Here is a 12103-nt window from a genome sequence, read left to right on the forward strand (position 1 = left end):
GGGGGTCACTTCCGGTCGCTGGCGGTGGGGTCGAGGGCGTCGCGCAGGGCGTCGCCGAACAGGTTGAAGCCGAGGCAGATCACGGCGATCGCGAGACCCGGCACGACGGCCGCGAAGGGCGCCTTGGCCAGGTACTGCTGCGCGTCGCTGAGCATGATGCCGAGACTCGCCGTCGGCGGCTGGATGCCCAGCCCGAGGAACGACAGGAGGGCCTCGCCGATCACGGCGACCGGCATGATGACCGTCGCCTGGACGATGATCGCCGAGACGCAGTTCGGCAGGACGTGCTGGAAGATCACCCGCAGCCCCGAGGCGTCCATGGTCGTCGCGGCGAGGACGAAGTCGGTCGACTTGATGCGGAGCGTCTCGCCGCGCACCACGCGGATCATCGTCGGCACCTGCGCGATGCCGAGGGCGACCACCGCGTTCGTCAGGCTCGGACCGCTGATCGCGGCGAGCGCGACGGCGATGATCAGGAACGGGAACGCCAGCATGACGTCCGTGAGGCGCGAGATCACGCCGTCGAGCCACCGCCAGTAGCCGGCCAGCAACCCGAGCGGCGTGCCGACCACCACGGCCAGCAGCACCGACAGCACGCCGACCTGCAGCGAGACGCGGATGCCGTAGACGGTGCGCGAGAGGATGTCGCGGCCGAGGTCGTCCGTGCCGAGCACGTAGCCGACCGTGCCCGGCACCTGGAACGGCAGCTCGAAGTTCACCCGGGTCGGGTCGTACGGGGCGATGAGGGGCGCGGCGAGGCCGGCCACGAGGACGACGAGCAGCATGACGCCGCCCGTGACGCCGAGCTTGTTGCGGACGAGGCCGCGCCAGACGCGTCCCCGCCCCGACCCGAGGCCCGCCCCTGCGGCGGTGGGTGTCTCGATGACGGTCACGATGCGCCTCCTACCCTGATGCGCGGGTTGATGACGGAGTACAGGACGTCCACCGCCAGGTTGATCAGGATGTAACCGACCGTGATGATCAGCACGACGGCCTGGATCACGGGGTAGTCACGGGTGAACACCGAGTCGAGCGTGAGCTTGCCGAAGCCCGGCAGCGCGAAGATGCGCTCCGTCACCACGGCGCCCGAGATCAGGCCGCCGAGTTGCAGGCCGACGATCGTGACGACCACGATCATCGAGTTGCGCAGGCCGTAGCGCATCAGCACCCGCCCGCGCCCGAGCCCCTTGGCCCGCGCGGTGCGCACGTAGTCGGTCTTCATCGTCTCGATCATCGAGGCCCGGGTCTGCCGCATGATGACCGCGGCGAGGCTCGTGCCGAGGATCAGCGCCGGCAGGGTCAGGTGGTAGAACGCGCTCGCCGGGTTCTCGGCCACCGGCACGTAGCCCGACGCCGGGAACAGGCCGAGGCCCGCCGCGAGCCAGAGGATCGCCAGGATGCCGAGCCAGAAGTTCGGCACCGACAGACCGACCAGGGCGGCGGCGTTGGCCATCCACTCGGGCCAGCGTCCGCGGTAGCGCTCGGCGACGACGCCGAGGGCGACGCCCACGACGACGGCGACCACGATCGCGTAGAGGGCGAGCCACAGCGTCACCGGCAGGGTGGCCCCGATCAACTCGGTGACCGGGGTGCCGGTGCGGGTGGACTCACCGAAGTCGCCGCGGACGAAGTTGCCGACGAACCGGCCGTACTGCACCAGCAGCGAGTCGTCGAGGCCGAGGTCGGCCCGGATCGCGGCGACGCGCTCGGGCGTCGCCTCTTCTCCGGCGAGGGCCAGTGCCGGGTCGCCGGGCAGCTGGCGCACGCCCCAGAACACGACGATCGAGGCGATCACGAGCGTGACGGCCGACTGCCACAGCCGGGTGAACAGGTAACGGGTCATCAGGTCACTCCCCCTCGACGAACGCGGCGTTGCTGAGCCGTACGACGCCGTCGGCGTAGGTGGACACCCCGGCGACCTCGTTCGTCAGCGCGGTCAGGCTGCGGGTGCGGTACAGGTAGATCAGCGGTTCGTCCTCCTGCACCTGCGTCACGGCCTCGCCGTAGAGCGCCGCACGCTCGTCGACGTCGATGGACGCGGCGGCGTCGGCCAGCAGCTCGTCGACCCGGGGGTTGCTGTAGCCCGAGTAGTTGTTGCCGCCACCGGTGCGCAGGAAGTTCACCATGTTGCCGTTCGGGTCGACGCGGCCCGACCAGCCGAGCTGCAGCGCGTCGAAGTCGCCGCGCGACTGGACGTCGAGCAGGGTCGAGTACTCGACCGGGGTGATCGACAGGCGGAACCCGCCGTCGGCGACCTGGGCCTGCAACGCCTGGGCGAGGCGCAGCGTGTCGGCGTTGTTGCTGGCCTGGATCTCGATCTCGTAGGGCGTCGTCACCCCCGCCTCGGCGAGGAGGCGCTTGGCCCCCTCGGGGTCGTAGCCCGGGCACGCGTCGCTGGCATCGGTGGCGAACGGACTCGTCGGCGGGATCGGCGAGCAGGCGGTGTCGTTCCACCCGCCGAAGACGCTCTGGACCAGCGCGTCCCGGTCGATCGACATGGCCAGCGCCTGACGGACGCGCACGTCGCTCGCCAAGGGGGTGTCGATCTGGACGGGGTCGGTCCCGACGCCGTCCTGGTTGCCGATGTTCACGGTGATGCCCTGGTAGCCGAACGAACCGACCTGCAGCACCGTGAGGCCGTCGTCCGCCATGAGGGAGTCGACGTCCATCGTCGACATCGAGTCGGCGACCTGCACGTCACCCGCACGGACGTTCGCCGCACGGATGCTCGCGTCGGTGATGATGCGGTAGGTGATCGAGTCGAGGTGCACGTCCTCGGCGTCGTAGTACAGCGGGTCGCGCTCGACCGAGATCGAGGTCTGCGGCACGCGGTCGACGAACTTGAAGGGGCCCACGCAGACCGGGGCGTCGCCGAAGTCGTCGCCCTCGGCCTCGAGCGCCGTCGGGGACATGATCATCCCCGCGCGGTCGGCGAGGGCCGCGGTGAGCGGGGCGAAGGGGCGCTCGTAGGTCAGGCGCACCGTGTCGTCGTCGAGGGCCTCGACCCCGGTCACCGGGCCGAGCTCGCTGGCCCGCGACGAGTCGGGCTTGTCGAGGTGACGACGCAGCGTCGTGACGACGGCCTGGGCGTCCAACGGGGTGCCGTCCGCGAACACGGCGTCGGTGCGCACGGGGATGTCGACCGTCAACCCGCCGTCCGACAGCGTCGGCAGCTCGGTCGCCAGCAGCGGCACGAGGTCACCCTCGGCGTCGATGTCGTACAGCTTCTGGCACACGGTCTCCATGACGTAGCGCGTGTAGAGCGACGACGACGTGGTGGGGTCGAGGGCGTCCGGCTCGGCGGACAGCGCCATCACCAGGTCGCCCCCCTCGACGATGGTCCGGTCGCCGATCGGCGCGGTGGTCACGTCGGTCTTGTCGGGCGGGTTCGTCCCGGCGGGTTGCTGCGGGACGCAGGCCGTCAGGGCGAGCGTCGCGGCGGCGACGAGGGCCGGCAGCGCGAGGGCCCGGCGCAGGCGGCGACGCCCGGCCGGGGAGCTCGCGGCGCGGGACGCGCTCGCGGCGCGGGTCGCGCTCGCGGCGCGGGACGCGCCGCGAGCGCGTCCCGCGCNGAGGCTCCCGGGGCTCGAAACGGCCCTTCAGCGCGAGGGCCGGTTTCTCCACGAAGTGGTGCGAGAGAACGGACGTGCCGATCGCCGCCGCGAGCACGAGGACGACGCCGAGCGCACCCTGCACGTACGGTTCGACGAGGGCGATGAAGACGACGTGCCAGAGGTAGAGCGGGTACGAGACGGCCCGTCCGAACCAGGCGACCGGTGCCAGGGACAGCACCCAGGCGGGCGGCGGGGGACGCACACGTCGCTCGGGGACACACAGGGGGACGGTGCAGGACGGCTGCCTAAGATGAGCATCGATCCGTCCGCACAGACCCCCGTTCACGGAAGAGACCCGCGCATGCCCGGAATCCACGCCGACATCACCTCGGCCTTCGGCAACACCCCGCTCGTCAAGCTCAACTCGCTGCCCGCCGAGGGCGGGGCCGAGGTGCTGGCCAAGCTCGAGTTCTACAACCCGGGGGCCAGCGTGAAGGACCGTCTCGGCGTCGCCATCGTCGACGCGGCCGAGGCCTCCGGCGACCTGAAGCCCGGCGGCACGATCGTCGAGGGCTCGAGTGGCAACACGGGCATCTCGTTGGCCCTGGTCGGCGCCGCCCGCGGCTACCGGGTGATCGTCACGATGCCCGAGACGATGAGCGTCGAACGACGCACCGTCATGAAGGCCTACGGCGCGACGATCGTGCTGACCCCCGGACCCGAGGGCATGAAGGGCGCCGTCGAACGCGCCAAGCAGATCGCGGCCGAGACCGAGAACGCGATCTGGGCCCAGCAGTTCGAGACGCAGGCCAACGCCGAGATCCACCGCCGCACGACCGCGCCCGAGATCCTGCGCGACACCGACGGGAAGATCGACTTCTTCGTGGCGGGCGTCGGGACCGGCGGCACCATCACGGGCGTCGGTCAGGTGCTGCACGAGAAGGTCCCCGGTGTGAAGGTCGTCGCGGTCGAGCCCGCCGACTCGCCCCTGCTGAGCGAGGGCAAGGCCGGCCCGCACAAGATCCAGGGCATCGGGGCGAACTTCGTGCCCGAGGTGCTCGACCGCTCGCAGATCGACGAGGTGTTCCCCGTGCAGCTCGACGACGCCCTGCGCGTCGCGCGCGACCTCGCCACGAAGGAAGGCATCCTCTCGGGCATCTCGTCGGGGGCGATCATCCACGCCGCACTCGAGATCGCGAAGCGACCCGAGAACGCCGGCAAGCGCATCGTCGCCATCGTCTGCGACACCGGAGAGCGTTACCTGTCGACCGTGCTGTTTCAGGACCTCGCGGACGCCTAGGGTGCGGTTGGTCGCGCGCCTCCGCGAGGACCTCGACACCGTCCGGAGGCGCGACCCGGCTGCCCGAGGACGCCTCGAGACCGCCCTCGTCTACTCGGGCCTGCACGCGGTGTGGGCGCACCGCGTGACCTCGCGACTGTGGCGTGCGGGGCCGGCACCGCGCCTCCTCGGGTCGCGGTTCGCCGCCCGCCTGCTGTCGCAGATGGTCCGATCGCTGACCGGCGTCGAGATCCACCCCGGGGCCCGCCTCGGGGCCCGCCTGTTCATCGACCACGGCATGGGCGTGGTGATCGGCGAGACTGCGGTCGTCGGTGACGACTGCACGATCTTCCACGGAGTGACCCTCGGGGGCAAGGGACGCGGAGGCGCGCTCGGCCGCCGGCACCCCACCATCGGTGACGGCGTGATGATCGGTGCCGGGGCCGCCGTGCTCGGTGGCGTCACCGTGGGCAGCGGCAGCGTCGTCGGGGCCAACGCGGTCGTGACCAAGGACGTCCCGGCCGGGTCGGTCGCGGTGGGCGTGCCCGCCGTCGCCCGGCCGCGTCGACCCTGACCCGGCCGCGCCGGCCCTGACCCGACCGCGTCGGCCCTGGCCCGGCCGCGTCGGCCCTGACCCGGCCGCGCCAGCCCTGACCCGGCCGCGTCGGCCCTGACGATCGCGCGTCGGCCCGGGGACTTGGTCGGGGCCGATGGCCGCTCAGTGCCGGGGTTCCCATCGGAAGGCCTTCGTGGCCGCGAGGGCTCCAAGGGCGGCCCAGACCAGCGTCGGTGCCAGCAGCACGGACACGAGCGACAGGTCGCCGCCGTTCCAGGCGAGGGTGATCAGTTCCATCAGTCCGCCCCCGGGCAGGATGCGCTTGAGCCAGAGCAGGTCGTCGGCACCCGTGACCGTCCACCAGATCGCCACCCCGAGCGTGATCAGGTAGAGCGGCATGGTCGTGTACTGCGCGTGCTCGGGCGAGGTGCTGAAGCCGGCCGTGGCCAGGGCGAAGCCGGCGAACATGGCCTCGGCGATCAGGACGGCCACGATCAGCAGCCCGGGGTGCACCGGGGGCTCGCGGAGCGCGAGCACACCGAGCACGATGACGAGTTGCGCGACGCTGACCGCCACGACGGGCAGCACGAGCCCGGCGATGATGCCCGCGTCGCCGACGGACCCGCTGCGCAGCCGCTTCAGGTACAGGGACTGTCGACGGGCCGCGAGGGTGGTCGTCGCGGTGACGTAGACGCCGAGGCCCACCATGCCGATGATCTGCACGCCGGCGAGCATGCCGGCGGTGCCGTACGAGTCGAAGGCGTAGGTGAGGGCCCCGAAGCCGAGGGGCAGCAGCAGGGCGCAGAGGGCGACGGTGCGGTTGCGCACGAGCATGCGCAGCTCGGCGAGGGCGATGGCGAGCGGGCCGGAACGACGTCGCGAGCCTGCCGACCGGGTGGGGGAGGGACGGGTCACGGTGGTCATGGGATGTCCTTTCGGAGAGGGGCGTGGGGAGCGGAGTCGGCGACGGTCGACGGTCAGGAGGCGCGTCCGAGGTCGCGGAACACGTCGTCGAGTCCCGACTCGTGCACCGTGAGACGGGCCAACGGGCGATCGGCGTCGGCCGCCCAGCCGAGCAACGCCCCGAGGTCGCGCTGGGCGTCGTCGGTCTCGATCACGACGAGGTCGTTCTCGGTCCGGGCGACCTGCAGCGGGAGGCCGTCCAGCGGGCCGGGGGCGACGAAGCGGATGGAGGTCGTGCTGCCGGCGGTGAGGTCGGCGACGGTCCCTTCGCGGCGGATGCGCCCGCGGTGCATCAGACCGATGCGGTCGGCGTTCTCGGCGGCTTCCTCGAGGTAGTGGGTGGTCAGGACGAAGGTGACCCCCGCCTCCCGGAGTCCGGCGACCACGGCCCAGAGTGCGTCCCGTGCCGCAGGGTCGAGCCCCGTGGTGGGTTCGTCGAGGAAGATCAGCTCGGGCGTGCCCCAGACGGCCGCCGCGAAGTCGACCCGCCGTCGTTCGCCGCCCGAGAGCCGGGCGACCCGGGCCGAGGCCTTGTGGTCGACGCCGACGAGGCCGAGCACGCGGTCGACGTCGTCGTCGCGACCCGAGACGGCGCCCGACAGCTGGACGCTCTCGCGCACGGTGAGCTCGGGGGCGAGGCCCGAGTCCTGCAACATCGTGCCGATGCGCGGTCGGATGCGCCCCCGGTCGGTCGGATCGCCGCCGAGCACCTCGACCCGGCCCGCGTCGGCCGTGCGATGCCCTTCGAGCACCTCGAGCGTGGTGGTCTTGCCGGCACCGTTCGTGCCGAGGAGCGCGTACAGCTCGCCGCGGTGGACGGTCAGGTCGAGGCCGTCGACGGCGGTGAACGAGCCGTACGAACAGCGGAGGCCGTGCGTCGAGATGACGGCGTCGCCGCGCTCGGCGGAGCCGGGCGCGACGGCCGGTCGGGGCGTGGTGTCGGTGGAGTTCGTCATGACCTCGACGATCTCGTGCCGGGCGGACGACGGGTAGTGCCGGCGTGCCACCCGTGCCGTGTGACATCGGTCATGCTCGGCCGTGACATCGGGCACCTCCGTGCGTCGGCGGCCTCCGTTAGCGTGGTCGCATGCCCCACCTCCCGCTGGCCGTGCGTCCTCGACCGGGCGGCCACCTGCCCCCGCTCGCGCGCATGCGGCGGTACGTCACGTGGTCGTTCGTGGCGCTCGCGCTCTTCACCACCCTCGTCCTGGTCGTGACGCTGGTGGCCGAGGGCACCTCCTGGTGGTTGGTGGCGGCCTCTGGCGCCGCGGGGGCTCTCGTCACGGCCCACTCGTTCTTCTGGGAACGCCGCCCACCCGTGCCGTTGGCCGTCGCCGGTCTCGTCGTCTCGTACCTCGTCTGGCTGGCGGTCCCGCTCGGCGGGCACAACGCCCTGCTGCTCTTCCCCTTCGGCCTCACGGTCGGGTACCTGGCGACGACGCCCCCGTCCGCCTCCTGGCGATGGGTCGTCGCCGCCGTGGTCGCGGCGCTCGTGCCCGTGGTGGTCGTCGAGGTCGACGCGGCCGCACCGCTCGTGGGGCTGTCGACGGTGGTCGTGATCGGCCTGCTGTCGCTCTACGGGATCTGTCGGCTGAACCGGTACGGGTTCGACCTGTACCTCGAGATCGACGCGGCCCGCGAGACCCAGTCCGAGCTCGCCGTGATGCGCGAGCGGTACCGGTTCTCGGTCGACCTGCACGACATCCAGGGGCAGGCCCTGCACGTCGGTCGCCTGCAGCTGCAGTTGGCCGACAAGACCCTGGACCGCGACCCGGCCGCCGCGCGACGGCACCTCCGCGAGGCCGAGCAGCTGATCGTGCAGACGATCGCCGAGACCCGTCGGCTGGCCTACGGCGAACGCACGCTCACGCTCGCCGGCGAACTGGCCAACTCGGCCGAACTGATCCGGGCGGCGGGCATCGAGCTCGAGGTCACGGGCGTCCCTCCCGTCGGTCACCCGGCCGACGACCTCTTCGGCCACGTCGTGCGTGAGGCCACGACGAACGTGCTGCGTCACGCCCAGGCGGAGCGGGTCTCCATCGTGCTCGGCCCCGAGTCGGTCGAGGTCGTCAACGACGGTGCCCCCGAGCCCCTGCGCGGACTCAGCGGCCTCGCCCGTCTCGGCGAGAGATTCGCCGCGGTCGGCGGCACGGTGACCACCCGGCTCGAGAACGGCCGGTTCCGGGTCGAGGCGAGGGCGACGGCGACGGGAGCCGGCGGAGCATCCCGGCCGACGGCGACACGGGCCGGGGCGGCCCCCGCGGCATCGACCGGGGCGTCGACCGGAGCGTCGACCGGCACGGGGCCCGCATGATCCGGGTGTTGCTCGCCGACGACGAGACCCTGCTGCGTCGATCGATCGCCGCCCTGCTCGACCTGAGCGACACGATCACCGTCGTCGCCCAGGCCGCCGACGGTGCCGAGGCCGTGGCCCTCGCCGCGCTCCACGAGCCCGACGTCGTGCTGCTCGACCTCGAGATGCCCGGCATGGACGGCATCGACGCGGCGATCGCGATCCTGGGTCGACGACCCGACCAGGCGGTCGTGCTGCTGACCCGTCACGGCCGCCCCGGCGTGCTCCGTCGTGCCCTCCGTGCCGGGGTGCGGGGGTTCCTGCCGAAGTCGGTCGACCCCGACGAGCTCGAACGGGTGATCGTGCAGGTGCACGACGGCCGCCGCTACATCGACGCCGACATCTCGGCCTCGGCGATGATGGACGACTGCCCGCTGACCGAGCGCGAGCTCGACACGTTGCGACTGACGACCGACGGCTTCTCGGTGCGCGAGATCAGCGCCCGGCTGCACCTCGCGTCCGGCACGGTGCGCAACTACCTGTCGTCGGCGATGCAGAAGACCGGCAGTTCGTCGCGGCACGCCGCCGCCCGGGTCGCGCGCGAGCGCGGCTGGCTCTGACCCCGGCCCGCCCGGCGCGAGGCGCCATGCGTCAGGCGCCCGCACCCGGCGTCAGGCGCCCGAAGTCAGGCGTCAGGCGTTCGTGAGCTCGCGGTCGCGTGAGACGGTCGAGGAGGCGCGGCGAGGCTCCCGGGGCTCGAAACGGCCCTTCAGCGCGAGGGCCGGTTTCTCCACGAAGTGGTGCGAGAGAACGGACGTGCCGATCGCCGCCGCGAGCACGAGGACGACGCCGAGCGCACCCTGCACGTACGGTTCGACGAGGGCGATGAAGACGACGTGCCAGAGGTAGAGCGGGTACGAGACGGCCCGTCCGAACCAGGCGACCGGTGCCAGGGACAGCACCCAGGCGACGGGGGACGACGCCGTGACGAGACCACCGATCAGGAGCATCGAGGCCAGGCCCACGGCGGGCAACGCGACCGCGAAGGTGAGGACGCTCTGCTGCCACCCCGATCCGATGACGAAGAGCGACCCCACGACCCCGGCGAATCCGAGCCAGGTGGCGAGGGCTCCCCAGTGGCCGGCGAGGGCTGCCCGCACGCGGTCGGACCGCAGGACGACCGCGAGCACGCAGCCCATCAGCAGGGGGGCCACGTTGAGGACGGGGCTGAAGTAGATGTCGGGGGTCGCACCGCCCGAGGGGCGGTCGTAGAGGAACCAGGTGGCGACGGCCGAGGCGACCACGACCACCGAGAGGCCGGCGACCAGGGCCTTGCGCCTGACCGCGACGGCGAGCAGCAGCACCAGCACCGGCGGCCAGACGAGGTAGAACTGCTCTTCCATCGACAGGCTCCACATCGGCGCGAAGACGCCCTGCGAGGTGTCGAAGAACGCCCGGGCGACGTTGCCGGTGTAGGTGAGGGCGATCAGGGCGGCACCGACCGGGCCGAGGGTCGAGCCCTGGTAGTCACCCACGAGCCACCACAGCGAGACGCCCACCACGACGACGGCGAGCAGCGTCGGGTAGAGCCGCAAGAGGCGGCGGACCCAGAACCGGCCGAGCCGGATGCGTCCCGTCGACGCGTGCTCGCGCAGCAGCAACGTGGTGATCAGGTAGCCCGACAGCACGAAGAAGACGTTCACGCCCACGAAACCGCTGCCGAAGCCCGGCACGTGCAGGTGGTAGAGCACGACGAGGGCGATGGCCAGCGTGCGCAGGCCGTCGAGGGGCAGCACCCGGTCTCGACGGGTCGTCGAGACGGGGCGGACGGTCGGCTCTGTGGTCGGCAGGGCTGAGGGCATCGTTGCAGTGTGCCTCACCTTCCTTGGTGCCGCCCGAACGAGGGGGCCGGGTCCGCATCCCGGCCCCACCCGCGCGTGGCGGCGCCCGGACGGCGCTATCCGCGCTGCTGCGGGACGCGACGCGGCAGGGCGAACACGAGCACGAACGAGGCCAGGGCGAAGATCGCGCTGACGAGCATGGCGTGGGCCGCCGCGTCGGTGAAGCCGGTGGCGACGTCGGCCGGCGTGCGGCCCGAGATGGTCAGCGTGCCGAAGAGCACGCTGCCGATGATCGCGATGCCCACGGCCGACCCGATGCGCTGGATCGCCGAGATGACGGCGCTGGCCGAGCCGGCGTCCTGCCGGTCGACCGTCGCGACGATGAACTGGACGTTCGGCGCGATGAAGAAGCCGTTGCCGAGGCCGGCGAGCAGCAGCGGGACCAGCAGCATCCAGTTGGTCAGGTCGGAGGCGTCGACCGTGACGAGCACGAGCCACATCCAGGTGAGGCCGATGGTGACGAGGGCCGTGCCGAGGATCAGCACGCCGCGACCGAGCCGGGCGGCGATGCGGTTGCTCTGCGACGAGCTGATGATGCTGCCCACCGCGAACGGGATCGCCACGGCGCCCGAGGCCAACGCGCTGTGGCCGAGCCCCGACTGCCAGAGCAGCGAGATCGTGAAGAAGATGCTCGTGAAGGCCGCGAAGTAGACGAGCGCGAGCACGACGCCACCGGTGAACGACGGGTGCGCGAACAGCTTCGGCGGGACGAGGGGGGTCTTGCCGCGCTTCGTGTACGCGACCTCCCACAGGCCGAACAGGGCGAGCAGCACGACGCCCGCGGCGATGGTCAGGTAGGTCCAGAGCGGCCAGCCCTCGTCCTGCCCCTGGATCAGCGGGACGAGCAGGGCGACGAAGGCGCCCGAGACCAGCACGAGGCCGATCCAGTCGAGCCCGCGGTCGGGACGGGGCACCGATTCGTCACGCTTGGGCAGCAGGACGGCGGCGGCGACGAGGGTGATGATGCCGAACGGCAGGTTGACGTAGAAGACGAGACGCCACCCGTTCTCGTCGCCGAAGGCCTGGATGATCAGGCCGCCGATGATCGGACCGAGCGCCGACGAGACGCCGATCACGGCACCCATGATGGCGAAGGCCTTGCCCCGCGAGCGACCGGGGAACAGCAACTGGATGAACGCCGTGACGGCGGGCACGAAGATGCCGCCGGCGAGGCCCTGCACGACGCGGAACACCACGAGCTGGGTGTCGTCCTGGGCGAGGCCACAGGCGAGCGACGCCAGCGTGAAGAGGAGGACTCCCGTGAAGTAGACCCACTTGTGGCCGATGCGGTCGCCGATGCGCCCGGCGGGGATCAACGCGAGGCCGAAGGCGAGGGCGTACCCCGAGATGATCCACGACAGGGTCGACTCCGAGGCGTCGAGCGTCGTGCGGATCGTCGGCAGGGCGACGTTGACGATCGTCGTGTCGAGCAGGGCGATGAACATGCCGAGGAGCAGGGCGACGAGGGCGTACCAGGCGTGACGCGGCACCCCGGCGGGCTGGCCGGCGCCCGCTCCGGGGGAGGACGGCGACGTGGCGCCGGCCAGCCCGCCGGGG

The 12103-nt window shown here is 71.9% G+C and carries 11 protein-coding genes; 4 read left to right on the forward strand and 7 right to left on the reverse strand.

The annotated features are described in order from the left end of the window. Positions 1-5: 5 nt before the first annotated feature. The 3 genes from ARTHRO9V_RS05250 to ARTHRO9V_RS05260 are packed head-to-tail and all read right to left on the reverse strand — an operon-like array spanning position 6 to position 3314. Positions 6-893 carry an ABC transporter permease gene (locus tag ARTHRO9V_RS05250; protein ID WP_236556928.1) on the reverse strand — a complete coding sequence of 296 codons (888 nt, stop codon included), beginning with the start codon at positions 891-893 and terminating at the stop codon, positions 6-8. After that, complete coding sequence (locus ARTHRO9V_RS05255; protein WP_056046871.1) at positions 890-1843, reverse strand: ABC transporter permease; 954 nt, start codon at positions 1841-1843, stop codon at positions 890-892. Before ARTHRO9V_RS05255 ends, ARTHRO9V_RS05250 begins: the two co-directional genes overlap by 4 nt. A 4-nt stretch (positions 1844-1847) precedes the next feature. After that, the gene (locus tag ARTHRO9V_RS05260; protein WP_159828470.1) at positions 1848-3314 is read right to left on the reverse strand and encodes an ABC transporter substrate-binding protein; all 1467 of its coding nucleotides are present in this window, start codon (positions 3312-3314) and stop codon (positions 1848-1850) included. Between the two features lie 601 nt (positions 3315-3915). Here ARTHRO9V_RS05260 and cysK point away from each other — a divergent pair. Both cysK and epsC read left to right on the forward strand, forming a co-directional pair. After that, positions 3916-4854, forward strand: a complete 939-nt coding sequence (gene cysK / locus ARTHRO9V_RS05265; protein ID WP_056046838.1) for a cysteine synthase A — start codon at positions 3916-3918, stop codon at positions 4852-4854. A 1-nt stretch (position 4855) separates the two neighbouring features. Then, a complete protein-coding gene (gene epsC, locus ARTHRO9V_RS05270; RefSeq protein ID WP_159825964.1) occupies positions 4856-5407 on the forward strand; it encodes a serine O-acetyltransferase EpsC in 552 nt (183 codons plus the stop codon). Between the two features lie 144 nt (positions 5408-5551). Here epsC and ARTHRO9V_RS05275 read toward each other — a convergent pair whose 3' ends face one another. Both ARTHRO9V_RS05275 and ARTHRO9V_RS05280 read right to left on the reverse strand, forming a co-directional pair. Then, on the reverse strand, positions 5552-6313 hold the full coding sequence (locus ARTHRO9V_RS05275; protein WP_159825966.1) for an ABC transporter permease: 762 nt from the start codon (positions 6311-6313) through the stop codon (positions 5552-5554). Positions 6314-6366: 53 nt separating this feature from the next. Then, positions 6367-7308, reverse strand: a complete 942-nt coding sequence (locus ARTHRO9V_RS05280) for an ABC transporter ATP-binding protein (RefSeq protein ID WP_159825968.1) — start codon at positions 7306-7308, stop codon at positions 6367-6369. Between the two features lie 131 nt (positions 7309-7439). On the opposite strand from ARTHRO9V_RS05280, the gene ARTHRO9V_RS05285 reads away from it, so the two are divergent. Next, the gene (locus ARTHRO9V_RS05285) at positions 7440-8666 is read left to right on the forward strand and encodes a sensor histidine kinase (protein ID WP_159825970.1); all 1227 of its coding nucleotides are present in this window, start codon (positions 7440-7442) and stop codon (positions 8664-8666) included. Continuing rightward, on the forward strand, positions 8663-9265 hold the full coding sequence (locus ARTHRO9V_RS05290) for a response regulator transcription factor (protein WP_159825972.1): 603 nt from the start codon (positions 8663-8665) through the stop codon (positions 9263-9265). The genes ARTHRO9V_RS05285 and ARTHRO9V_RS05290 overlap by 4 nt, the downstream gene beginning before the upstream one ends. A gap of 72 nt (positions 9266-9337) precedes the next feature. Here ARTHRO9V_RS05290 and ARTHRO9V_RS05295 read toward each other — a convergent pair whose 3' ends face one another. Next, positions 9338-10507, reverse strand: a complete 1170-nt coding sequence (locus ARTHRO9V_RS05295; RefSeq protein WP_159825974.1) for an acyltransferase — start codon at positions 10505-10507, stop codon at positions 9338-9340. A 95-nt stretch (positions 10508-10602) separates the two neighbouring features. Then, positions 10603-12036: an MFS transporter gene (locus tag ARTHRO9V_RS05300; RefSeq protein ID WP_236557077.1), complete on the reverse strand. Its 1434-nt coding sequence runs from the start codon at positions 12034-12036 to the stop codon at positions 10603-10605. Positions 12037-12103: the final 67 nt, after the last annotated feature.

The sequence above is a fragment of the Frigoribacterium sp. 9N genome (assembly GCF_902506305.1).
Classification (GTDB): domain Bacteria; phylum Actinomycetota; class Actinomycetes; order Actinomycetales; family Microbacteriaceae; genus Frigoribacterium.